At 41.1% G+C, this 25,179-nt stretch carries 23 protein-coding genes; 19 read left to right on the forward strand and 4 right to left on the reverse strand.

Translation table 11 applies throughout. The features are described 5' to 3' along the window. Positions 1-13 precede the first annotated feature (13 nt). The 13 genes from bhn_RS03710 to bhn_RS03770 all read left to right on the forward strand — a co-directional run bounded on the left by bhn_RS03710 (position 14) and on the right by bhn_RS03770 (position 12,919). Positions 14-1,678, forward strand: a complete 1,665-nt coding sequence (locus tag bhn_RS03710) for an alpha-amylase family glycosyl hydrolase (RefSeq protein ID WP_071175423.1) — start codon at positions 14-16, stop codon at positions 1,676-1,678. A 177-nt stretch (positions 1,679-1,855) separates the two neighbouring features. Next, positions 1,856-2,527: an HAD family hydrolase gene (locus bhn_RS03715; protein WP_071175424.1), complete on the forward strand. Its 672-nt coding sequence runs from the start codon at positions 1,856-1,858 to the stop codon at positions 2,525-2,527. 23 nt (positions 2,528-2,550) lie between these two features. Continuing rightward, entirely contained in the window at positions 2,551-4,350 is a 1,800-nt protein-coding gene (gene pepF, locus bhn_RS03720; RefSeq protein ID WP_071175425.1) for an oligoendopeptidase F, read from the forward strand. Positions 4,351-4,363: 13 nt separating this feature from the next. Then, complete coding sequence (locus bhn_RS03725) at positions 4,364-4,981, forward strand: flavin reductase family protein (protein ID WP_071175426.1); 618 nt, start codon at positions 4,364-4,366, stop codon at positions 4,979-4,981. Continuing rightward, positions 4,981-5,562 carry a VanZ family protein gene (locus bhn_RS03730; RefSeq protein ID WP_071175427.1) on the forward strand — a complete coding sequence of 194 codons (582 nt, stop codon included), beginning with the start codon at positions 4,981-4,983 and terminating at the stop codon, positions 5,560-5,562. The genes bhn_RS03725 and bhn_RS03730 overlap by 1 nt, the downstream gene beginning before the upstream one ends. Before the next feature lie 214 nt (positions 5,563-5,776). Then, positions 5,777-6,286 (forward strand): translation initiation factor IF-3, encoded by a 510-nt coding sequence (infC, locus tag bhn_RS03735; protein ID WP_178297644.1) that lies wholly within the window; start codon positions 5,777-5,779, stop codon positions 6,284-6,286. A 69-nt stretch (positions 6,287-6,355) separates the two neighbouring features. Further along, positions 6,356-6,556: a 50S ribosomal protein L35 gene (rpmI, locus tag bhn_RS03740; protein WP_013280183.1), complete on the forward strand. Its 201-nt coding sequence runs from the start codon at positions 6,356-6,358 to the stop codon at positions 6,554-6,556. A gap of 50 nt (positions 6,557-6,606) precedes the next feature. Beyond that, entirely contained in the window at positions 6,607-6,963 is a 357-nt protein-coding gene (gene rplT, locus bhn_RS03745; protein ID WP_071175429.1) for a 50S ribosomal protein L20, read from the forward strand. Between the two features lie 105 nt (positions 6,964-7,068). Beyond that, positions 7,069-8,520: an aminoacyl-histidine dipeptidase gene (locus tag bhn_RS03750; RefSeq protein WP_071175430.1), complete on the forward strand. Its 1,452-nt coding sequence runs from the start codon at positions 7,069-7,071 to the stop codon at positions 8,518-8,520. A 33-nt stretch (positions 8,521-8,553) separates the two neighbouring features. Continuing rightward, positions 8,554-9,120: a TetR/AcrR family transcriptional regulator gene (locus bhn_RS03755; protein ID WP_071175431.1), complete on the forward strand. Its 567-nt coding sequence runs from the start codon at positions 8,554-8,556 to the stop codon at positions 9,118-9,120. A 2-nt stretch (positions 9,121-9,122) separates the two neighbouring features. Continuing rightward, positions 9,123-11,498, forward strand: coding sequence for an alpha-galactosidase (locus bhn_RS03760; RefSeq protein WP_071175432.1), 2,376 nt, complete (start codon positions 9,123-9,125; stop codon positions 11,496-11,498). Positions 11,499-11,529: 31 nt separating this feature from the next. Further along, positions 11,530-12,564 (forward strand): aldo/keto reductase, encoded by a 1,035-nt coding sequence (locus bhn_RS03765; protein ID WP_071175433.1) that lies wholly within the window; start codon positions 11,530-11,532, stop codon positions 12,562-12,564. A gap of 79 nt (positions 12,565-12,643) precedes the next feature. Then, on the forward strand, positions 12,644-12,919 hold the full coding sequence (locus tag bhn_RS03770; RefSeq protein WP_083385687.1) for a DUF1858 domain-containing protein: 276 nt from the start codon (positions 12,644-12,646) through the stop codon (positions 12,917-12,919). Positions 12,920-12,982: 63 nt separating this feature from the next. Here bhn_RS03770 and bhn_RS03775 read toward each other — a convergent pair whose 3' ends face one another. From bhn_RS03775 to bhn_RS03790, 4 genes are all read right to left on the reverse strand, one after another. Beyond that, positions 12,983-13,852, reverse strand: coding sequence for a carbohydrate ABC transporter permease (locus tag bhn_RS03775; RefSeq protein WP_071175434.1), 870 nt, complete (start codon positions 13,850-13,852; stop codon positions 12,983-12,985). Next, on the reverse strand, positions 13,852-14,949 hold the full coding sequence (locus bhn_RS03780) for a carbohydrate ABC transporter permease (protein ID WP_148661909.1): 1,098 nt from the start codon (positions 14,947-14,949) through the stop codon (positions 13,852-13,854). Before bhn_RS03780 ends, bhn_RS03775 begins: the two co-directional genes overlap by 1 nt. A 77-nt stretch (positions 14,950-15,026) precedes the next feature. Next, positions 15,027-16,373, reverse strand: a complete 1,347-nt coding sequence (locus bhn_RS03785) for an ABC transporter substrate-binding protein (RefSeq protein ID WP_071175435.1) — start codon at positions 16,371-16,373, stop codon at positions 15,027-15,029. 354 nt (positions 16,374-16,727) lie between these two features. Beyond that, the gene (locus tag bhn_RS03790; RefSeq protein WP_071175436.1) at positions 16,728-17,741 is read right to left on the reverse strand and encodes a LacI family DNA-binding transcriptional regulator; all 1,014 of its coding nucleotides are present in this window, start codon (positions 17,739-17,741) and stop codon (positions 16,728-16,730) included. A gap of 197 nt (positions 17,742-17,938) precedes the next feature. Between bhn_RS03790 and bhn_RS03795 the strand changes: the two genes are divergently transcribed. From bhn_RS03795 to bhn_RS03815, 6 genes are all read left to right on the forward strand, one after another. Further along, entirely contained in the window at positions 17,939-18,913 is a 975-nt protein-coding gene (locus tag bhn_RS03795; protein WP_083385690.1) for a nucleoside/nucleotide kinase family protein, read from the forward strand. Between the two features lie 97 nt (positions 18,914-19,010). Continuing rightward, positions 19,011-20,672, forward strand: coding sequence for an alpha-amylase family glycosyl hydrolase (locus tag bhn_RS03800; protein ID WP_071175437.1), 1,662 nt, complete (start codon positions 19,011-19,013; stop codon positions 20,670-20,672). 712 nt (positions 20,673-21,384) lie between these two features. Continuing rightward, positions 21,385-23,298, forward strand: coding sequence for a hypothetical protein (locus tag bhn_RS03805; RefSeq protein ID WP_071175438.1), 1,914 nt, complete (start codon positions 21,385-21,387; stop codon positions 23,296-23,298). Between the two features lie 267 nt (positions 23,299-23,565). Continuing rightward, positions 23,566-24,630: an MFS transporter gene (locus bhn_RS03810; RefSeq protein WP_071175439.1), complete on the forward strand. Its 1,065-nt coding sequence runs from the start codon at positions 23,566-23,568 to the stop codon at positions 24,628-24,630. Then, positions 24,620-24,787: a hypothetical protein gene (locus bhn_RS15670; RefSeq protein ID WP_161487290.1), complete on the forward strand. Its 168-nt coding sequence runs from the start codon at positions 24,620-24,622 to the stop codon at positions 24,785-24,787. Before bhn_RS03810 ends, bhn_RS15670 begins: the two co-directional genes overlap by 11 nt. Then, the gene (locus tag bhn_RS03815; protein WP_071175440.1) at positions 24,784-25,161 is read left to right on the forward strand and encodes a hypothetical protein; all 378 of its coding nucleotides are present in this window, start codon (positions 24,784-24,786) and stop codon (positions 25,159-25,161) included. The genes bhn_RS15670 and bhn_RS03815 overlap by 4 nt, the downstream gene beginning before the upstream one ends. The last annotated feature ends 18 nt before the right edge of the window (positions 25,162-25,179 follow it).

Consider the following 25,179-nt stretch of genomic DNA (forward strand, 5'->3'; position numbering starts at 1 on the left):
GGAAAAGAGCTATATGAGAGCAAAGTTATTACGAAAAGAACTAGCAATCCTATGTGCTACGGCATGTATGCTGTCTGCTTGTGGAAATACGCCTCTTAATATCATAGACGACAAATACCGCACAACCTATGAGGTATTCGTCTACTCTTTTTATGACAGCGATGGCGATGGAATCGGAGATCTCCAGGGACTCATACAGAAGCTTGACTACATAAACGACGGCGATGATGCCACAGATACGGATCTTGGTTGCAATGAGATCTGGCTCATGCCAATCTGTCCATCTACAACCTATCACAAATATGACGTGACAGATTATAAGGATATTGACCCTCAGTATGGTTCCATGGATGATTTTGATGAGCTTGTAAAGGCTTGCCACGACAGGAAAGTTAACATCATCGTAGATACAGTCCTTAATCATACGTCAGATCAGCATCCCTGGTTTAAAGAGGCAGCTTCTTATATAAGAGATAATGCAGAAAGTATTAAGGATGCTGAGACTTCTGAGGATGGCAATATCCTCTTTTCACAGGAAGATCTCGTAAATTGTAAATATCTTGGTTACTACAACTTTTCAAAAGACAAAAAGGAAGGCTACGAGCCACTTAAGGGAACTGATATTTACTATGAAGCAAGATTCTGGTCAGGAATGCCGGATCTAAACCTTGATAGCGAAGATGTAAGAGCTGAGATTCAGGATATCACAGGCTTTTGGACTGAGCATGGAGTTGATGGATTTAGACTTGATGCGGTTACGTCATATTATACAGGTAATGATGAGAGTAACATCGAGTTTATGACCTGGCTTAATAGTGAGATAAAAGAGCAGAACAAGGACGCTTACATTGTTGGTGAAGCCTGGACTAATATCGCAACCTATTCCAAGTACTATGCTAGCGGAATAGACAGCTTTTTTGACTTCGACATGTCAGGAAGTGAAGGTGATATAGCCAAGATGGCAAGAGGCAAATACGTGGCATCCAAGTACGCAGAGACTCTAGCTAGTACAGAAAAGACTCTCTCAGCGGCAAATCCTGAAGCCATAAATGCACCTTTTTATACAAATCATGATATGGCAAGGTCTGCTGGTTACTATACTGGAAGACATTCTCAGGAAGGCGTCAAACTTGCGGGAGCACTGAATCTTTTGACCAGTGGCAATGCTTTTATCTACTATGGTGAAGAGCTTGGTATGGTAGGCTCTGGCAAAGATGAAAATAAGAGGGCACCAATGCAGTGGGGAAGTCAAGACGCGGAAGGAATGTGCGACGGGCCTGCTGATATGGACTCTTTTGACATGAAGTATCCTTCTCTTGACGAGCAGATAAAGGATACACAGTCCATATACAATTACTATAAGGCTGCAATCAGGCTTAGAAATACCTATCCGGTCATAGCCCGCGGTGTTACTGAACCTATTGAGGAATTGGCTGATAAGGATATTTCATGTTATATTAAGAAAGAAAAGCAGAATGGTGAATTTGAAACAGGAAGTCTTCTTTTCCTTATCAATATCTCTGATGAGGCGAGGGAAGTAGACCTTGGTAAGAATGCAGAGGCAGCTCAGTATACAGAGCTTGCGTATTCTCTTAATGCCACTGAGGCAGTTTCTACGATTAGCGGGGAAGTAGTAACTGTTCCAGCCTTTGGAATAGCAGTACTTACTAAGAAGTGATAATTGAGCCATGTTCTGCATGACTCTTTTTGTTGCACAAGACCGGCAAGCGAATGGATGCTTGCATACAAATTCATTTGCCGGTCGTAAGAACATGGAGCACTAAGTGCGGAATGTTCGTGTGCGAAATCGAGTAGGAGTCAGCCTACTCGATTTTTTTTGGGAGGAGGTATCGGTATGTATAATAAGTACGATAATTACATTTTCGATCTCTATGGAACCTTAGTAGACATCCACACTGATGAGGAATCATTGGAGCTTTGGACCAATATGGCAGGCAAGCTCAAGGATGAATATGGCGCTAATTACGAGGCCAAGGAGCTAAGGGCTACATATCTTAAGCTTTGCAAAGAGGAAGAAAAAGACCTCCAGTCAAAGAATCATGCTGAATATCCAGAAATTAAGATAGAGAGAGTATGGGCGAAACTCATTTCTAACAAGAGCAATGAAAAGGTAGCCCCAGCAAGCCTTGAAGACCTCTGCATCTATTTTAGAGAGGAATCAAGGGATAAGTTCACCCTTTATAAGGATACTATGAACCTTATAAATGGTCTTAGAAAGGATGGCAAGAAGGTATTTCTTTTATCTAATGCTCAGAGATTCTTTACAGAAAAAGAGCTGGATGAAACAGGACTTACACCTTGCTTTGATGACATTTTTATCTCTTCAGATAAAGGGGTAAAAAAGCCGCAAAAGGAGTTTTTGGAAGAACTCATAAAAAGTAACAACCTTGAGCCTTCAAGGTGCGTTATGATAGGAAATGAAACTTTTAGTGATGGCGGAGTTGCCGAAAAGAACGGCGTTGACGCTATCATTGTAAAAGACGGAGATTTCTCCGATATAGGATAATCTTAAAGACAGGAGACATAAGTATGCAGCAGAAATTACCAAAAAGAGAAGAAGTCGCTAAGGAACTCACTTGGCGACTGGAAGATATTTACGACGATGAGAGCAAATGGGAGAGCGAGCTTAATAAGGTAAATGAACTTGCAGATAAGTTTGCTTCTTACCAGGGCAAGATCTCAAAAGACAGCAAGAGCCTCTTAGAGGTATCAAAGCTTGCAGAAGAGGTTGAGCTTTATCTTGATAGAGTTTATGGATATGCTCACATGAGAGAAGACCAGGATACAGCTAATTCCAAGTATCAGGGCATGAAACAGAGAGCACTTTCAACATATATGGCTGTTTCAGAAAAGTCAGCATTCATTGATCCAGAGATCCTCGAGATCTCAGATGCAGATCTTGAGAAATTCTACGCTGAGACTCCAGAACTTGACAGATACAAAAGAAAGATTGCCGAGACCAGAAGGCTTAAGGAGCACATGCTTGATGCGGCTACAGAAGCTCTTTTAGCATCAGCAGGAGAGATGCAGGGCGCATCACAGAAGGCATATGGTATGCTTGCTAACGCTGACCTTAAGTTCCCTTCTGTTAAGGATTCCAAGGGCGAAGAGGTTCAGCTTTCAAACGGAAGATTCGTTCCTACACAGATGTCCAAGGACAGAGATCTTAGAAAGGCTAGTTTTGAGGCTTTCTACGGCAGATATGAAGAGTTCAAGAATACCTGGGCTGCAATGTATGATGGAGAGGTTAAGAGCCGTATCTTCGAAGCTAAGGCTAGAAAATATGGATCAGCTTTCGAGGCAGCAGTAGATCATAATGATGTATCTCCTGCAGTTTGCGACAGCCTCTTTGAGTCAATCCATGACAACATGGACAAGATGCACAGATATGTGACACTTCGTAAGAAACTCCTTGGAGTTGACGAGCTTCACATGTATGACGTTTACGTAGGAATGCTTCCTGATTTTGATATGAAGGTTTCCTATGAGGAGGCAAAAGAGCTTTCACTTAAGGCACTTGCTCCTCTTGGAGAGGACTACCTTGAAGTAGTTAAGGAAGCTTACGAGAACAGATGGATCGACGTAGTTGAGAACGAAGGTAAAAGAGGTGGCGCATATTCTTCAGGTGTTTATAATGTACACCCTTATATGCTCCTTAACTACAATGATACTCTTGATGATGTATTTACACTTGTGCATGAAATGGGACATTCAATGCACACATGGTATTCAAATAAGGCACAGACAATCGTTGATGCCGGATACAAGATCTTTGTAGCAGAGGTAGCTTCTACTACAAACGAAGTTCTCCTTTATCACTACATGAAGGACAACGCTAAGTCCAAGGAAGAAAAGGCATTTATCATCAACCACTTCCTTGATAGCTTTAAGGGTACAATGTTCAGACAGACTATGTTTGAAGAATTTGAGCGCAAGACCTGTGAGATGGCAGAAGCTGGAACACCACTTACAGCAGAGTCACTCTATGACGTATATCTTGACCTTAACAAGCAGTACTTTGGCAAAGACATGATCTCTGATCCACAGATTGGATGGGAGTGGTGCAGAATTCCTCACTTCTATTACAACTTCTATGTATATCAGTATGCTACAAGCTTTGCAGCAGCTGTTGCGATCGCAGATAGGATCCTTAAGGAAGGTAAGCCTGCTGTAGATCAGTACAAGAAGTTCCTTTCAAGCGGATGCACTCAGGATCCAGTAAGCCTTCTTAAGATCGCAGGCGTAGACCTCACAACAAAGGCCCCTATTGATTCAGCACTTGCAGTATTTGGCGAAGCTATCAGCGAGATGGAAGAGATCACCAAGTAATTGAGGTAATAATATGGCAAAAGAGGTATGGCAGCCGGGAAACATGCTCTATCCAATACCAGCGGTAATGGTGAGCTGCGGACGCCCTGGCGAAACACCAAACATAATAACAGTAGCATGGGCAGGAAACATATGTAGTTCTCCTGCTATGCTGTCTATATCTGTTAGAAAAGAAAGATTCTCCTACGATATCATAAAGGAAACAGGTGAATTTGTAGTTAATCTCACCAGCAAGAAGCTTACACGTGCTACAGACTGGTGCGGTGTCAGATCAGGAAGAGATTTCGACAAGTTCAAAGAGATGAATCTTACTCCTTCGAAATCCCAAAAGATATCTGCGCCTGGAATTGAAGAAAGTCCTGTGAATATCGAATGCAAAGTTAAGCAGGTTGTAGACCTTGGAAGTCATGACCTTTTTATAGCAGAGGTTGTCTGTGTTACAGTTGATGACAAGCTTCTTGATGACAAAGGAAGGCTTGATCTTGGAAAAGCCAAGCTTGTGGCTTATTCCCATGGCGAATATTTTATGCTTGGAGAAAAGCTTGGAAAATTTGGTTACAGCGTGGCAAAAAAGCCTGAGAAGTCAGAAAAGAAATCTGCTAAAAAGCCAGGAAAAAAGAAGAAAAAATAATGAAATACTTTTTGATGTATATAAAACAAACATTGCGGTTCGTGCTTAAACCACTTTCCTTCACACCCGCGATCATAATGATGTGCATCATATTCATGTTTTCATCTCAGGAAGGCACTACCAGTAGTCAGCTCAGCTATAAGGTCGGAATAAAGGTCTTTTCATTTGCCAATGAAAAGCTTGATAAGGGATGGAGTAAGGAGCATATTGAAGATCTGTCCGAAAGCTCCCAGTTTTATGTCAGAAAGACAGCCCATTTTACAGAGTACTTTTTGCTTGCCGTATCAGTAGCATTTCCGCTTTATGTATATGGTGTAAGGGGACTGTGGCTGGTGTTTACGGCAGGAATATTCTGTGCAGGTTTTGCGTGTCTTGATGAGTATCATCAGTCCTTTGTAAGTGGCAGGTCGCCGTCCAAAAGAGATGTGCTCATCGATTGCTGCGGAGTACTTCCCGGAATCATCCTCACCAGGATAATTGGCTGGACAGGAAGAATGACAATATTTAAACCCTTGTCCAATAGTGAAGAGCCAGACAAAAACAGGAAGAAAGGCAAAAGAAGAAAGCCTTTACATAATTGATGCAATTCTGATAAAATGTGTTGACATGTTTTTTTGCATGTGATATATTACTTTAGTATTTGAAAACAAAGCAGAGTATCCACTCTCACCCTGCGGCTTAGCCAGTAGGCGTTAATATCTTTCAAACAGACATGTATAAGGTCTGTGATTTATGTGAGATTTTGGTGGATACATTGCGTATTCACCTTTTTTATTTATTTCGGAGGGTAAAGCCATTAGCGAGTTATTTATTAATGATCAGATCAGAGCTAAGGAAGTTCGTGTAATCGGTATTGATGGGGAGCAGCTTGGTGTCATGTCAATTCAGGACGCTAGAAAAGTTGCCGAAGATGAAGGAGTAGATCTTGTTATGATCGCCCCAACAGCTAAACCACCTGTTTGCAGAGTTGTTGATTACGGTAAGTTTAAGTATGAGCAGCTTCGCAAAGAGAAGGAAGCAAAGAAGAAACAGAAGACTGTTGAGATCAAAGAGATCAGACTTTCACCAAACATTGATACAAATGATCTTAATACTAAGGTTAACGCTGCCAAGAAGTTTCTTGAAAAAGGAAATCGTGTAAAGGTAACACTTCGTTTCCGCGGACGTGAGATGGCTCACATGGGAGCAAGCGTACACATTCTTACAGATTTTGCAGAAGCACTTGCAGATGTAGCAGTTATTGAGAAACAGCCTAAGGTTGAGGGACGTAGTATGACAATGTTCCTTTCAGAAAAGAAGAACTAAGGTATTTTACCAATTTTTGGTTAAGATATAGCTACAAAATAATGAAAGAGTCATAGGAGGATTTTAGTTATGCAGCAAAAGATGAAAACAAAGAGAGCTGCTGCCAAGAGATTCAAGGTTACTGGCACAGGAAAGCTCATGAGAAACAAAGCGTATAAGCGCCACATCTTAACAAAGAAGTCCACAAAGAGAAAGAGAAATCTTAGACATGCCGGACTTGTTGACGCTACAAACGTTAAGGCAATGAAGAGCATTCTTCCTTACGCATAAGAAGTACGTTTACAGTTTGGTTTATTAGAATTTATTAGGAGGATATTAAGATGGCAAGAGTTAAAGGCGCAATGAATGCCAAGAAGAAGCACAATAGAGTATTAAAGCTTGCAAAGGGATACAGAGGAGCAAGATCAAAGCAGTATAGAGTTGCTAAGCAGTCAGTTATGAGAGCACTTACATCAGCATTCGCTGGACGTAAGCAGAAGAAGAGAGATATGAGATCTCTTTGGATCACACGTATCAACGCAGCTGCTAGAATCAACGGTCTTTCATACAGCAACATGATGCATGGTCTTAAGCTTGCAGGTGTTGATATCAACAGAAAGATGCTTGCTGAGCTTGCAGTAAATGATCCAGAAGGATTCAAGACACTTGCAGAGCTTGCTAAGACAAAAATCGCATAATTTTTGCGGAAACTTTCATTGTAAAAAAAGTTTTTTTAGGATAGAATTAAGGAGTATCAAATCTTTGATACTCCTTATTTTTTCGCGTTTAGGAGGCAATTTAGAATGGCATTTGAAAATTTACAACCAAAAGAAGTTTTTAAGTATTTTGAAGAAATTTGTAATATACCACATGGTTCAGGCAATCTGCAGAAGATAAGCGATTATCTCGTTTCTTTTGCTAAGGAAAGAAATTTTGAAGTTATCCAGGATAAGGAACTCAATGTTATCATCAAAGCTCCAGGTAGCAAGGGCTACGAGGACAAAGAGCCAGTTATTCTCCAGGGACACATGGACATGGTAGCTGTTAAAGAAGATGGCTGCGATATTGACATGACAAAAGAGGGACTCAGATGCAGAACTGATGGAGAGTACGTATGGGCTGAAGGTACCAGCCTTGGCGGAGATGACGGAATAGCTGTAGCTTACTGCCTTGCAATTCTTGATTCAGACGATATCCCACATCCTCCACTTGAAGTTGTCATCACAACAAATGAAGAGACAGGTATGTTCGGTGCACAGGCGATTGACCTTTCAATGCTTAAGAGTAAAAAACTCATCAACATTGATAACGAGGAAGAGGGCCACTTCATTGTAAGCTGCGCTGGTGGTGCAAGATTCTATACAGAATTTGATCTTGGAAATAGCATAAAAAAAGATGGCATATGCCTTGAGGTTAAGGTTTCAGGTCTTTTAGGTGGACACTCAGGAGAGATGATCATCAAAGGCAGAGGCAATGCGAATGTTCTTTTAGCAAGAACTCTTGTTGAGGCTATGGATGATGCCAAAAATGAGACAGAGGTTGCTCTTATCAGCATAAATGGCGGCGTTGCAGATAATGCAATTCCTTCATCTTCAGTTGCTAAGGTAGTTGTAGATAAGGCATATGTAGATACATTTAAGGCCAGCGTACAGAATACTCTTTCAGACGTTAAGGGAGAGCTTGAAGTAAAGGATCCTAACGTTGATATCACAGTTACAGAGTGCGGCGAGGGAAGCTTTGATGCTTATGACTTCCACAACGCTAAGAGAGTACTTGGTGCTATGATCTCTTTCCCTGACGGAGTTCAGGCTATGAGCTCATCAGTAGAAGGACTTGTTGAGACATCTCTTAACCTTGGTATTGTCAAGACAGAAGGAAATGTCGTAACAACAGAACAGTCGGTTAGAAGCAGCGTAGAGTCTGCCAAGAAGATACTCATCAGAAAGCTGGAGACAATTGCTACAGTTAATGGCGGAGTAATAAACGTAACTGGACAGTATCCAGGTTGGAAGTACAGACAGCATTCAGAACTTAGAGATCACATGGTTAAGGTTTACAAGGATATGTATGGCGTTGAGCCTAAGGTTGAGGCTATTCATGCCGGACTTGAGTGCGGACTCTTTAGCGAGAAGATTCAGGGACTTGATTCAATTTCTATCGGCCCTGACATGCAGGATATTCACTCACCAAAGGAAAAGCTTTCAGTTAAGTCTGCAGGCAACGTATTTGAATATTTAAAAGCAGTTTTGAAGTAATATATTGGGGCTTATATAAGGAGGGGATTTCATATGAATGAAATCAGGCAAAAGATTATGGAAGCTGTTATCGACCAGTTTAACAGCAAGGGAATGAAGTTTACTATGGATGATATATCCAAGGAGCTTCACATTAGTAAAAAGACAATCTACAAGGAATTTGATGATAAAGATGAACTCTTTTTTGCTACTGTAGAATATGGTTTTTCTAACATCAAGAAAAAAGAGGCAGAAGTCTTGGCAGATGATTCCTTGGATCTTCTGGAAAAGATTTCTATGCTCATTGTTTGTCTTCCTGACAACTATAAGAATATCGACTTTAGAAAGGTTTACCAGCTCAAGGAAAAGTATCCTCTTGTTTACAGGAAGGTTGCTGAGCGAATTGAAAGCGATTGGGAAGAAACAGAGAAGCTTTTAAAAGAAGCTATCGACAAAAAGCTAATAAAGGATCTTCCAATTCCTCTTATTAAGCTGATCATCGAGGGAGCCATTGAAAAGTTCCTTACATCAAAAGAACTCAGTAACACCAAGTACAGTTATGAAGAGTCACTAAACGGCATGATCGATATCATCATGAATGGACTTAAAGTGAGGGATTAACAATGATCGTTACTAATAGTAATGTCTTTTTGCTGCAGACAAAGAATACTGCATATATGTTCAGAAGGCTTGAATCAGGTCATCTGGAACACCTTCATTACGGAGGGCTTTTGTTTCCTAACAAAAATGACTGTTTAAATCATTTAGATGAAGTAGCAGCAGCTGTTGCGCCAAAGCACTTTAATGGAGCAGGTAACCTCAATAACTATTCAGATGAACATAGCTCTGTCATGCTTGAACAGCTGACTTTGGAGATGTCCAGCTTTGGGAAAGGTGATATCAGAGATCCTTTCGTGGAGCTGACCTATGCAGATGGCTCTAGTACCGTGGACTTTCTCTATGAGTGCCACAAGGTAACCGATGGCAAAAAGCCTCTAAGTACACTTCCATCTTCATATGCAGAGGATGTTGCAGTTTTAGATGACAAGATCCAGCAACTTGTTGTTACCTTAAAAGACAAGGAATATGGAGCAAGACTTAAGCTCATTTATTCAGTATTCCCTGAGTGCGATGTCATCACAAGAAGTGCAGTTTTGTCCAATGAAAGTAAAGAAGATATCAGGATTGACAGGATCCTTAGTACCTGTGTTGATTTTAATTCTCCATCTCATAAGTTTACTTCCTTCCATGGAAGATGGGCTGATGAAATGGGCAAGTATGAGAGTATCTGCAGCGGTGGAAAAGTAGTATCTGAAGAGCTTGCGGCAGGCGAGTCAGGATCAAGATCCAATCCTTTAGTTATAGTAAGCAGCCCATCAGCTGATGATTTTAGTGGAGACTGTTACGGTTTTAACCTTATCTACAGTGGCAATCATTATGAGGCACTGTCATCAAATGGTAATTCTATGAGCCGTTTTGTCAGCGGCATCCAGCCTGTGGGATTTTCTTGGATCCTTGCGCCAGGAAGCAAATTTGAGGCCCCTGAGGCTGTTATGACCTATTCTGACAAGGGCATGAATGCCATGAGCATCAACATGCAGGATTTTGTAAGAGAACATATAGTAAGAGGTACCTGGAAAAAGAAAGAACGTCCTATCCTGATCAACAGCTGGGAGGCTTCATATTTCAACATTACTCAGAACTCACTTGTTTCCCTTGCAAAAGAGGCTAAGAAATGCGGTATAGAGCTCTTTGTCATGGATGATGGCTGGTTTGGCAAAAGAAATAATGACAATTCATCTCTTGGTGACTGGTATGAGAATAAAAAGAAGCTTCCTGGAGGAATCAAGGAGCTTGCGAACAAGATCACAGATCTTGGAATGTCCTTTGGCCTTTGGGTTGAGCCTGAGATGGTAAATGAGGATAGTGACCTCTACAGATCACATCCTGAGTGGGCTGTAACTGTTCCTGGCCATCCTCATTCAAAGGGTAGAAATCAGATGAACCTTGACCTTACAAGGGATGATGTTCAGGACTATGTAATTGACACCATGAAAAAGGTCTTTTCATCAGGCAAAGTGTCCTATGTTAAATGGGATATGAACAGGATATTCTCTGATAGATATAGTACAGCACTTGCACCTGAGAAACAGGGCGAATTCCAGCACAGATATTATATTGGACTTTACAGGATCATGAAGGAACTTACTGAGAGCTTTCCTGAGATATTATTTGAAGGCTGCTCTGCTGGTGGTAACAGGTTTGATCTTGGCATATTGTGTTATTTCCCACAGATCTGGGGAAGTGATGACACAGATGCTATGTGCAGAGTAGATATTCAAAGAGGCTACAGCTACGGATATCCTGCAAGTACTATTGGAGCCCATGTTTCAGCTTGTCCTAACCATCAAACGCTTAATACTGTGCCAATGGAGACCAGGTTTGAAGTTGCAGCTGCCGGATGCTTTGGCTATGAACTTAATCTATGCGACATGTCTGAGGCAGATAAAAAGCTGGTTTCGGATCAGGTTGAGTTTTACAAGAAACATAGAAAATTGTTCCAGTTTGGTGATTACTACAGGCTTCCTGATAATAGCTATATTATTGTCAGCAAGGATAAGACTAAGGCTGTAGCATTTGTGGTTGAAAAGAATGCAAGGCCAAATAATGACTATAGATGCCTTAGAACAGTGGGACTTGATGATTACAAACTCTATAATATGACAGGCAGAAAGGTTCCTCATAGTCTTAAGGACTTTGGAAGCCTTGTAAATACACAGACTCCTATCCATGTGAAACAGGACGGAATCCTTCATACTATTATGGACAAGGTTGTTAATATGAGTGGAGAAGAGCAGAAAGAAACGGCTACAGGAGCTTCTTTTAACAATCATGGAGTAGCTCTTAATTCATCCTTCTGTGGAACTGGCAACAACGAAGGAACAAGGATCATGAGAACCGGAGATACAAGACTCTACGTATTTGAAGAAGTAAAATAAAGACTTTTGACTAGTATATAGGAGATTTGGCATGAGACAGATAACACTTGGCACCACAGGGATAAGCGCGCCACAGAACGGATTTGGTGCTCTTCCTATTCAGAGAGATGATATTGAAACCTCTGTTAAGATACTTAGAAAGGCCTATGAGGGTGGAATTACCTTTTTTGACACAGCTAGAGCCTATAGCGATAGCGAAGAAAAATTGGGCAAAGGTCTTGTAGAATATGGCGTCCGTGACAAGATTTATATCGCCACTAAGACTGCAGCCAAGACACCAGAGGATTTCTGGAAAGATCTTGAGACATCCCTTAATAAGCTACAGACAGACCATATCGATATCTATCAGTTCCATATGGTGTCACAGTGCTACAAGCCTGGCGATGGTACAGGAATGTATGAATGCATGCTGGAAGCCAAGGCAAAAGGACTTATAAAGCACATTGGTGTCACATCTCATAAACTACTGGTTGCCAGAGAATGTATAGAAAGCGGACTTTATGAGACGCTTCAGTTCCCATTTAGTTATCTCTCTTCTAAGAGGGAAATCGAGCTTGTAAAAATGTGCAAAGAGCACAATATGGGCTTCATAGCTATGAAAGGACTCGCTGGAGGACTTATCAACCGCTCTGATGCGGCTATGGCATTCATGAGTCAATTTGATAATGTCATGCCTATTTGGGGGATCCAGAGAGAATCTGAGCTTGATGAGTGGCTCTCATATATGGACAATACTCCTGAATATAGTGGAGAGCTTCAGGCGTTCATTGATAAGGAGCAGAAGGAATTGTCAGGTGATTTCTGCAGAGGTTGTGGTTATTGCATGCCATGTCCAGCAGGTATCCAGATCAATAACTGTGCCAGAATGTCACTTATGCTCAGAAGAGCGCCATCTGAAAATTGGCTTAATGAATATTGGCAGGGTGAAATGGCCAAGATTGACGAGTGTTTAGGTTGCAGAGCATGTACATTAAAGTGCCCTTATGAACTTAATACTCCTGAACTTCTGCGAAAAAATTATGAAGATTATAAAAAGGTACTTGCAGGAGAGGTTAGTGTGAGGTAAAATCATTGTGCACAATCAAAAAAGTGCTAACTGTTAAACTTACTTGTACATGGTTACACATGCACGAATAGGAGAAAAAATGAGCGGATTAAAAGATCTGTTTTTTGGAAATGACGAGGAAAGAGAGGACAAAAACGTGGAGAACGAGAACTTAGTTACAGTTGATATGAACGTTGGTGAGATCATTACTAAGCATCCACTTGCAGCACAGTTCCTTATGGAGTGTGGTATGGGATGTATTCATTGCCCAGCTTCACAGATGGAATCACTTGCTGAGGCTTGCGCAGTTCATGGCATCGATGGCGAAGAGATTGTAGATGCTCTTAATGATTACCTTCTTGAGCATAATGCATAATTAGATCAGAATATCAAAATACCTCGCACATATAATGTGCGAGGTATTTTTTGTGGGTTTATATTAGCCTTTAACGGCTCCTTCTATCATACCTTCCATGATCTGCTTCTGAGCGATAAGGAAAAGGATGATCATTGGCAGGATTGCCAAAAGTGCTGCAGTAAGGATCAGATCCCATTGCTTAACGAATGAACCAACAAATGCCTGTACGGCAATTGGAAGGGTTTTGATATCACCGGCTCTTCCAAGCATAAGTGATGGAAGAAGGTAATCGTTCCAGATCCACATACCATTAAGGATGGTAACTGTTGTAATAACAGGTGTAAGAAGAGGAAAGATGATCTTAAAGAAAATCTGCTCAGGAGCACAACCATCAATTGATGCTGCCTCTTCAAGGTCATATGGAACACCCTTGATAAATCCGTTTAAGATAAATACTGTCATAGCTCCACCAAATCCAAGGTAAGCAAATACGATACCCTGTACAGAGAAGAGCATTGGAATACCGATGAAATCACCAGCTCTTCTAAATGTTGAGATAAGTGGAAGCATAACTACCTGGAAAGGAATGATCATAGAAGCAATGAATGTGAAGTAGATTGCTGCTGACCATTTTGTCTTGTTTCGGCAGATGACCCAGGCTGCCATAGCCCCAAATAATGCCAAAAGTACTAAAGATAACACAGTTATAAGCGCAGAAAAGCCAAATGCTCTCCAAAATAGGAAGCTCTGATTATTGATAACATTGTCAAGGTTTGACAACAGCTGTCCCAAGCTTGCTCCATTAAAACTGATAGGATTATCAATAATTTTTGTTTTGTTCTTGCATGAGTTGATAACTACAAGTGCAAAAGGAAATAGTACATATATTGCAAGTATAGTAGCAATAACGAACCTTAATACAATGATAGGTAGTCTTTCTTTTCTATGCATTACAGTTCTACCTCCTTCTTATTAGAAATGCGAACCTGAATGATGGATACACAAGCAAGGATTATGAAGAACAGGAACGCTTTAGCCTGTGCAAAAGAGTAATCTCTTGCAGTAATAGCTGTATCATAAATATTAAGGGCAAGCATCTGAGTACCATTTGTGATGAACTCTCCAAGGAAGTTTGGAACAGCGCCTGCACCGTTTGTAAGAGCAAGGTTTACATCGAACTGTTTGAAAGCAGATGTAAGTGTAAGGAATGTACAGATCGTAATAGTTGGTGCGATCATTGGTATCTTGATCTCAAATAGTGTCTGAAGAGGCTTAGCGCCATCGATTGCTGCAGCCTCAAGTACATCACCTGGAATAGTGTTAAGACCTGTGATGTAGATCAGCATGATATAACCTGCATACTGCCATACATATACGATGATGATCGCCATAAATGCTGTCCTTGTATTGGCAAGCATTGATAATCTGTTTCCTGATAATGAATCTGTTAAAAGAGTTACTACATTAGCAAAAATGAAATTCCAAATGTAACCAAGTACGATTCCGCCGATAAGGTTTGGCAGGAAGTAAGCTGCTCTGAAGAATCCCATGCCTGGAAGCTTGGAAGTACATAGAAGAGCTAAAAGGAAAGCTACAAGGTTAACAAGTATCATATTAAATACTACAAACAAGAATGTAATAAGGATTGACCAGATAAAGCTTGGATCCTTGAACATTTTTGTATAATTTCCAACTCCAATTACACTCGAATACTCTATTCCATTCCAATCAGTGAAAGAATAGAAGAGACCTAAAAACAGAGGTAAGATAACTGTAATAAAAAATGCGAAAAGTAATGGGAACAAAAACAATACATTAATAATTGTACGATGATGCTTGAGTGTAGGATAAAAATATAATCCTAAAACAATTCCTATAATTCCAAGTACTAACAGAGGTCCTCTAAACCACAGATCGGAACTATTATCTGAAGGAATGAAACCTGTTGCCAAAAAAATATCAATTGTAAGAGCCGCAGCTGTAAGCAATATGCCGATTATAAGACATATGACTGCTGAAGTTCTCTTGGGTCTGAAAGTTCCTCTCATATTGAATCTCCTTTTTCCAGAAAAGGCAGGAGCAATTAATTTGCCCCCGCCTAAACAATCTATAATTTTTTTCAGGATTATTTAGCGTAGTAGCTAGAAATAACCTGACCCATTGTAGATACGAAGCTATCTACATCAAGAGCGCCCTGTGCAAACTGGTTGAATACTACAGAAGTCTTATCTTCAAGACCGCTCTTCTTCTCCATTGTGTGCCAGTATGAAAGCTTACCAGCTGAGATATACTGTGCAATGCTTGCTGCGAAAGGAGCATCTGATGTGTACTTACAATCTGTGTATGGGCTGATAAGTGCAGCTTCCTCAACAAGGATCTGCTGAGCAGAATCTTCAGAACACCACTGAAGGAATGCCTTAGCAGCTTCTACGTTACCATCAGCATATACTGCCCAGAAGTTTGGAACGCCACCGATGATTGTATCGATACCATCTTCGAATGCGTATGGAGCAAAGCCCATCTCGAATCCGCTGTAGTTATCATTTGCAAGAATGTTAGGAGCAATCCAGTTACCCTGAGTTACGAATACATACTTGCCTTCTGCAAATCCAGCAACCTGGCTATCATAGTTACCATCGATAACAAGATCAGGATCTGAATACTGATTCATCATGTCGATGAACTCAGCGAAAGCTTTCATTCTATTCTCGTCGATCTGTCCGCCATCATTGAGAAGATCGATATACTTTGTGTCGTCGTATGCAAGACCAGCATCAAGATACTGACCAAATACGTGTGTACCTGATGACCATCCAAGGTTAGATGGCTCTGTGCACCAGCCAAATACAGCTGTGATACCAAGCTCATCCTTCATAGAATCAAGCTTCTCTACAGCTTCTTTCCAAGCTGCAGGTGAAGTAAGAGTTGAAGGATCGATACCTGCCTTATCAAGGAGCTCCTTGTTGTAACCAAGAGCTGTAGCCTCAACTGAATATGGGAAACCTACTGTAACGCCGTTAACAACGAGTTCAGAATCTGTATCTTCTGTCCACTGCTCACCAGCAAGGTCAACGAGCTTACCTTCCCAATCAGGAATGTCGTTGCTCTCTACGAAGAAGATATCAGGCATATTACCAGCCTGGTAATAACCCTTAAGTGCATCAGAAGCTTTCTGATCACCACCGATTGTCTCGATAACTACTTCGTTACCAGTTTCTTCCTTGTACTTAGCAGCAAGGGTATTGAGCTGGGCGTTGATCTCAGGCTTACCATTTACAAGACGAATTGCATCTTTAGAACCTGAAGCGTCTGCTGACTGGGTAGCGTCAGCGTCTGTCTGAGTAGCATCTGTCTGAGTAGCTGTTGCATCTGTGCTGTCAGATGTAGTTGTGTCAGCTGTAGTCTTTCCGCAAGCAACAAGTGAAAGAACCATTGTTCCTGCTAAAAGAACTGACATGAGTTTCTTTTTCATTTTTGTTTCCTCCTTTGTTCCTTTGTGCAAAATGCCATAATAAATTTCATTTTTGGCGGTTACTTTTGCGCATAAGTTGTACGCTATATTCAAATTAGCACAGAAACTGTTAAAATTCAAGCGGTATCTAGCATTATTTTAATATAAGTGTGCTAAAGAAAAACACCAAGCCCAGTAAAATACTGGGCTTGGTGTGAACACAGAAAATTCTTAAATTATAATAAAACGTACATTAAATATTTGTAATAGCGTTAATAATCAGGGCTTATGCGCATAAGGTGATTGGTAAAAATAAATAACCCTTATCCGATTTTGCTCAAAAAAATTTGACATATTCACGGATAAGGGTCATTATTACGTTAATTTCTTTACAGTATCTCTGATAACAAGGTGTGTAGGAAGAAGAATCTGATTAGGAGTCTTCTGGTTGTTTAGCTGCTGTAACAACGTCCTTGCTGCTACAATACCTTTTTCTTTTACATCCTGATGAACAGTAGTGAGGGCTGGTCTGTGTAACTGACCAAGCATATTATCATCAAAACCAACGATTGAAATATCATTTGGAACAGATATGCCTCTATCTTCAAGAGCTGCCATAAGTGTAATGGCATAGAGATCAGATACGCACATGATCGCGGTGAAATCTCTGGCTCTTCGGCAGATCTCTTCCAAACTGTATTCAAGTTCATCACTCTTAGGTCTGATCTTTAGGAAGTTTGAATCCGAGTACTTTATATTGTTGTCTTTTAGAGCTTTCTTGTAACCATTTAATCTTGCAAGGTCGACACCATTCATATTATCTGACAGGAAAGCAATCTTTTTATGACCTTGTGAGATAAGATAGGTGACCATGTCGTAGGTGCCCTGTTCATCGTCAAGGCCGACATTTGTGAAGTGCTTTAATCCTTCAATACTGTAAGTGTCGATGCAGACTATAGGCTTTTTGTATTTTTCACTGACGCGGATTCCGTCGTCATTGAGCATACCAAAAAGTATCAGGCCATCAACATTCCATGTGGAAACATGTCGCATGATCTCTGTTGTGTCACTGGAAATATACAGCATCATGAAGTAGCCGGCATTTCTGATGGTTTCTTCGACACCACCTATAAGCACCGATACAAAAGGGTCCATTATGAGGTTTTCATACTTGTCGGCACGAGCCTTAAGAGCAAGGCCTATGATCTTGGATTCATTTTGTGCAAGATTTCGCGCGTTGATGTTAGGTACATAGTCAACTTTTTTCAGGAAGTCTTGAACGATTTTTGTTGTTTCTTCGGACACTTCACCAGTTTTTCCGTGGATAACATTTGAAACTGTTGTAGTGCTCATGTTTAGTTGTTTTGCAATCTCTTTAATCGTTATCATAATTTTTTTTAGTCTTTACAAAGAAAAAAAGTTATTGTATCTTGTGTTCAAAATAACATGGCATAGTATGACTTGTCAAAATGAAAACTGTACGCGAAATTTCTTTTGATGAAACTATTATGTAGAAGCCGCATAAATACTGGCTCTTGGCGGTGGCTGGGATTTGTGCAAGTTGGTTGTTTTTAAGAAGGAGAATTATGAATAAAGAATTTAACAAAATGACTGTTTCAAACGATGTTTTAGACAAGGTTGAAAAAGCTTCAGATAATATTGCTAGTTTAGAAATACCAAGTGACATTCCTCACGGCGATATGCCAGGAGACAAGATTGAAATCGGCGAGAGCCATATAGCTAAGGCAAAGACTATTTTTCCTGTTCTGGTAAAAGAGCTTAAGGAAAAGATGACTGCTAATCCTTACAGACGCGCTGTTGTAGCAGTTTGCGGCGGATCAGGAGTTGGAAAATCTGAAATTGCGTCACTGTTGTCATATATGTTAGAACAGGCTGGAATCGGCAGCTACACAATGTCAGGAGATAATTATCCACATCGTATTCCTATGTACAATGATGCAGAGAGACTTCATACATTCAGAGTTTACGGCATCAGAGGAATGGTTGACGCTGGTGTCATGAATCCAGAAAACTTTGCTAAGGTAAAAGAATGGCAGATAGCTGAAGATGATGCAAACAAGGCACATATAGAAACTGACGCATGGTTCAAGTCATACTTTGAAGCTGGAAGCAAGGGACTTGATGAGTACCTTGGAACTCCAAAGGAGACAGACTTTGCAGAAGTAGATCAGATCATGAAGGCATTTAAGGATGGAGCAGACAAGCTTTGGCTCAAGAGAATGGGCAGAGATGAAGCTTCTCTTTGGTATGACGAAGTTGATATGTCAGACAAGCAGGTTCTGATCGTAGAGTGGACACATGGTAACAGCGATTACATGACTCAGGTTGATATACCTGTTCTTTTAAATAGTACACCACAGGAAACACTTGAACACAGAAGATCAAGAAATAGAGATGGCAAGCTTGACAGCCCATTTACAACACTTGTACTTGAGCTTGAGCAAAACAAACTTGTTAACCAGGCTCACAAAGCCAAGATCATCGTAACTAAATCAGGAGAGATCATTGACTTCAAGCAGTTTAGTGAGCTTATGAAGTGATAACCCGGACGCCTTTTTTGAGATTATGTATGACAGATTTTGTTGACACTCTCGTTCTATGAAAAACGTTACATTGTAGTATTTGAAAGGAATATGTATGAGTAAATTTGTGGATAATGGGCCTATGCTTAATGCTTATCCGGATAGTATGGGCGGAAGATTGGGAGATATAGTTTCTGTTCTTTCTAAGAAAGAGTTTGAGGATGTGTTCCAGTCTTTCTATATTTTGCCTAGTATATTTAACACAGATCTGGATAGAGGTTTTTCCGTTATTGATTATGGCATAAATGAAGAACTTGGAAGTAAGGAGGATCTTGAGAAGCTTGAGAAACTTGGAATCAACTTAAAGCTTGATTTTATCTTGAATCATGCCTCAGTTCTTTCTCCTCAGTTCCAGGATCTTGTGAAAAATGGTGAGAAGTCTAAGTACAAGGACTTCTTTATTAACTGGAATAAGTTCTGGGATGGCTATGGCGAGATGACTGATGAGGGCTACATTCAGCCTGATCAGAAGTATATTAAGGACATGTTCTTTAGAAAGCCAGGACTTCCAATACTTATGGTGCGTATGCCTGATGGAAAGGATGTTCCATATTGGAATACATTCTATCAGGAGGTGCAGTACAAGCGCCCTGACGCGCAGGATCTGATGGATAAGCTTGATATTCAGTATCTTGCAGCAGATAGATTGTCAAAGAGAGTGTGTGCAGGACTTGATGAGGGAAAGAAGCCAGCAGAAATCGATTTTACTGGCTATGAGAAATATAAGGATGCAGTTGTAGATCTTTTGGAATCAGGTAGAAGATATCTTGGTCAGATGGATCTTAATATTAAGTCTGATCTTGTTTGGGAGCATTACAGAAATACTCTTAAGGCTCTTTCAGGATATGGCGCTAGCATAGTAAGACTTGATGCTTTTGCTTATGCTCCAAAGGAACCAGGCAAAAAGAATTTCTTAAATGAGCCTGATACATGGGATGTTCTTGAGAAGGTTAAAAAGCTTGCTGACGAGTTTAAGGTATCTCTTTTACCAGAGATTCATGCAAGCTATAGCGAGAAGATCTATGAAGTTGTAGCAAATAAGGGCTACATGACATATGACTTCTTCCTTCCAGGTCTTTTGATCTATGCAATTGAGACAAAGTCTGGAGAAGTGCTTGCTAAGTGGGCAAACGAGATTCAGGAAAAGAAGATCCGCGTAGTTAACATGCTTGGATGCCACGATGGTATTCCTCTTCTTGATCTTAAGGGAATCTTAGCTGATGATGATATTCAGAAGATGATCGATACAATTGTTGGCCGCGGCGGATTTGTTAAGGATCTTCACGGTGCCAAGAATATGTACTATCAGGTAAACGCTACATACTACAGTGCCCTTGGCGATGACGACAAGAAGATGCTCTTTGCAAGAGCAATCCAGATGTTCATGCCAGGTAAGCCACAAGTATGGTATCTTGACCTCTTTGCAGGCAAGAATGATCATGAAGCTGTTAAAAGAGCTGGTGCCGGCGGACACAAAGAAATCAATCGTACAAATCTAACATTAGAACAGATTAATGAGGCTATGAAAAAGGATGTTGTTAAGGAGCAGCTTAAACTCCTGAGATTCCGAAATACATGCCCTGCATTTGGCTTTGATGCTAAGCTCGATATTTCTTTTGCCGGATCTGTTATGAAATTTGTTTGGGAGAACGAAGGCCATAAGGCTGTTCTCGAGGCAGATTTTGCAGATTATAGCTATAAGATCTCTGAAGAGTAAGATTTGAGTAAATTTTAAGTGAGTTTTAAACTTGTTTGATATGTGAATATGTAGTTCTATTCCCCCGTTTGGGCTTTTGAGGCTCAGCCGGGGGATTTTTGAGCCCTAGGGACGGAGGTTGCGGCTCATTTTTGGTATGAAGGCTTGGACTGCGGTGCCCATGTATGCTGGCTTGAGAGAAAATGAGCCCTAGGGACGGAGGTTGTGGCTCATTTTGGGTATATGGGCTTGATTTGTGGTATATTGGCTTGATTTGTTTGGGCTTAGCATGTCAAATGATGGAATTATAGAAAAAGACATGCCAAAATACTTGTTTATTTGGATATTCGGCATGTTAAAAGAGAAAATCATAGAAAAAGACATGCCATAAAACATGTTTATCTAGATTTTTGACATGCTAAAAGTAGAAAAGATAGAAAAAAGGCATGCTATAAAAACTTGCTTATCTAAATATTTGACATGTCCAAAAGGAGAATAAAGAGTCAAAGGCATGCTTTCAAGTTAGGATTTCTGTGAAGTTAGTCATGGAAGTGATGACAAGGTTTAGACAATTCAGTCTGATGACAAATTAAATATGAATCTTCTGTAAACTTGCCTAAATTAGATAAATTTATGAAAAATTTACTGTAAATTATCATCGAAATAAACGATAATATATATAGGCTGTTTTATGCATGTTTTTTGAGTTTGATTCTCGAAAGGAGATATATACATGGAAGGCATGAGCACTCAGGAAATGATTAACGGACAGGACCTTTCAACAGCGAATGTTGATGATTTATTAGCTGCTATGGCGGCAGAAACACCGGCTCCGGAGCCTGCACCTGCAGAAGCACCTAAGCCAAAGAGAGGACGTCCAAAGAAAGCTGCGCCAGAACCAGCACCAGATCTTCCTGATCTTGAAGCTATGCTTGCTGAAAATAAAGCGGAGGCTGCCGCTCCAAGTCCAGCTGAAATTGCAGAAGCAGATGCTCTTGCAGCAGCGGCTGCAGTTGAAATGCCAGCAGAAGAACCAGCACCAGAAATAGCACTTGAAGAGACAGTAGCTGAGGCTACAGCTGAAGAAGCGCCTGTACAGGATACAGAAGCTTTGATGGCAGCAATGGCCGCTGCAGAAACAGCAACTGATGTAGATAAGATGATGGCAGCAATGGCAGCAGGAGAAACGCCTGCAGAGGAGCCAGCACCTGAGGCAATGCCAGAGATGGCACTTGAGGAGCCAGCGCCAGAGATAGCCCTTGAGGAGCCAGTGGCAGAAGCACCAGCGGAAGAAGCACCAGTAGATATGGATGCAATGATGGCAGCAATGGCAGCAGGAGAAACGCCTGCAGAGGAGCCAGCGCCTGAGACAATGCCAGAGATGGCAATAGAAGAGCCAGTACCTGAGGCAATGCCAGAGATGGCAATAGAAGAGCCAGCGCCAGAGATAGCCCTTGAGGAGCCATTGGCAGAAGCACCAGCGGAAGAAGCACCAGTAGATATGGATGCAATGATGGCAGCAATGGCAGCAGGAGAAACGCCTGCAGAGAAGCTAGCACCTGAGGCAATGCCAGAGATGGCAATAGAGGAGCCAGCACCTGAAACTCCAGCTGATATCTCACCTGCAGATGATATTGATCCTGTAATGGCAGCAATGATGGCTGATATGGCTGCGGCAGAAGCTACAGGAGAGATGCCTGTAGAGGCAGAAACACCTGCAGAGAATCTTGATGCGATCCTTAATGCAGAAGTTGATGCTCTTGCAGAAGCACCAGCGGATGAGACAGCAGTAGATATGGATACAATGATGGCAACAATGGCAGCAGAAGAAACGCCTGCAGCAGATATCCAGACGGACCTTGATCCGGTTGCAGCGGCAATGCTTGCAGCTGAGCAGGTTGCGCAGGAAGAAGCTGCTTCTGCAGAAGAAACACCAGCGGAAGAAACACCAGTAGATATGGATGCAATGATGGCGGCGATGGCAGCAGGAGATGCACCTGCAGAGGCAATGCCAGAAATTGCCCTCGAGGAATCAACTCCTGAGGAAATGCCAGAAATAGCACTTGAAGAACCAACACCTGAAATAGTAATAGAGGAGCCTGCACCAGAAATGCCAGCAGAGGAAGCTCCAGCAGATCTTGATGCAATGATGGCGGCAATGGCAGCAGGAGATACACCTGCAGAGGCAATGCCAGAAATTGCCCTTGAGGAATCAACTCCTGAGGAAATGCCAGAAATAGCACTTGAAGAACCAACACCTGAAATAGCAATAGAGGAGCCAGCTCCTGAGATGGCATTTGATATGTCAGAAGCGGAGCAGACACCAGCTGAAATGGACATGGATGCAGCTGCAGGTTCCATGGAAGGCGCAGTTGAAGATATCGAAGATTTCCTCAGCGCAGAGGATTATGAATACCTTACAATTCAGGAAGGTAGCAAGACTACTATCCTGATGAAGACTTCTGATAACAACACTATGGCTCTTGTCTATGATGGCAATGAGTTTGAATCTCTTAATCCAAGCTATAGCAAGGATGGCAAGAATTCATACGTTGATATCATGAATGAACAGGTAAAAGAGGCTATTAAAGCGGGAGGTAACAGCTGCATTAATAGACATAAAGGCAGTAAAGTTGTTGCAAAATAAAATATTGTTTTTTGCAGTAAACTCAGGCAGCTACTTACAAAAGTGGGTAGCTGCTTTTTGAGCCCTGGGGACGGAGGTTATGGCTTATTTTTGTATTTTAAAAATGAGCCATAACCTCCGTCCCTAGGGCTCACTTATTTTTGTATTTCAAAAATGAGCCATAACCTCCGTCCCTAGGGCTCACTTTTTCATTTCTTTTCCGCCGCAACATATCAGGTTATAATATTGTCTATCTTATATAGAGAAAAGAAATATTGAGGGCAAAAAATGAGTCAAACGAAGATCCTCGCTAATTCATATGCCTGCTTTTTTGTTCATTTTTGCATAGAAGTCATATGCTTTAGCATTTTAACCCATACATTTAAAGTGGATAATGCCACAAGATTTTTTATATACATGTTCTTTGACATGGTGGCTTTTTACCCGCAGTTCCTGGTTGGAATAGTTCACGAAAAGTTCCCAAAACTAAATATTCCTGTCATATCCGTTGTTATAATGGCAGCAGGAATCATGCTTGTCCAGTATGACATCGCATCGCCCCGCAGTATGGCAGGCATGCTCATAGTTGCACTTGCCAACGCCTTTCTTCATGACTGCTGCGCAATACAGACGACACTCATTGGAAAAGGTAAGCTCTTTCCATGCGCACTGTTCGTTTCCGGTGGCTCTTTTGGCGTAGTAATTGGTCAGATCCTAGGGCCATCAACCTTTTGGAGAAAAGAGTACTTATTTATAGTCCTTGCTGTGATGCTGGTGTTACTTCTTTTAACCAACGATTCATGGCTTGTTGAGGAGTATGAGTATCCGAAATTTGACCTTGTTAAAAGAGATATGCCCAACAGCTACATGGTCATCATCGTCGCAGCCTATTTTGTCACTTTCGTTCGTAGTTTCATAGGCTACGCTATTCCGATTTCCTGGAGAAAAGAGCTGTGGCAGTCCATACTTCTTTTCTTTATAATGGGCATGGGAAAAGCGCTTGGAGGCTGGCTCTCAGACAAGATTGGAGCAAGAAAAGTCGGAGTTTACTCGACACTTTTATGTATCCCATTACTTATATGGGGCCAGAACCTCATGGTAGTCTCAATACTTGGAATATTCCTATTTAGTATGACAATGGCCATCACCTTTGGAATGTTTCTGTCGGTGATACCGGACAATCCAGGACTGGCCTTTGGTCTTACAACCCTTGCCCTTGGAAATGGAATAATGGTACCATTTATCACAGGACCTATTGATCCGATGCTAAATGCAGTAATAATCGTGGTTTTGTCCGTTGCATGTTCAGTTGTGCTAGGAAAGACCCTTAAGGAGGATAAAAATGTTAACTAGTTTACTTACACTTACTTTATTAGATGCTGGCGGCCCAGGACTATTGATCGTAGGTCTTGGAATTGTTATTGGAGCCCTCATACTCATAGTTCCAGCTGTAATTGCGCTTATAATCGCGATCGTAAATGGTATCAAGAAAAGGAATGGTAAAAAATGAAGTATGTGATTACTCCTGAAGGAGTCCTAGAAGGAATTACCGTGGTCGGAATATTGGCCCTTGTGACTATAATCCTTGAAATGGCCCCGGTTCTTATTGGATTTAAAAAGTCAGAGTATAAGTACAAGATTCCATTGCTGATATGTGTAAATATTGTAACAAACGGCATTTTGAACCTTATATTAAACGCCTACTTCATTCAATATGGTTTCACCTATTTTGTGCTAGAGCTGGCAATCGTGCTTGTTGAGGGCGTTATCTATTACCTGGCTATATACGATATCTCTTTTAACAGAGCCCTTTCAGTCAGCCTTATTGCCAATCTTTTTTCAGCAGTAGTTGGAGTTTTTCTCTTGTTATTGCTTGGGGTCTGAAAAAATAAATATTAAATA

The organism is Butyrivibrio hungatei, assembly GCF_001858005.1.
In the GTDB taxonomy this organism is placed as follows: Bacteria; Bacillota; Clostridia; order Lachnospirales; family Lachnospiraceae; genus Butyrivibrio; species Butyrivibrio hungatei.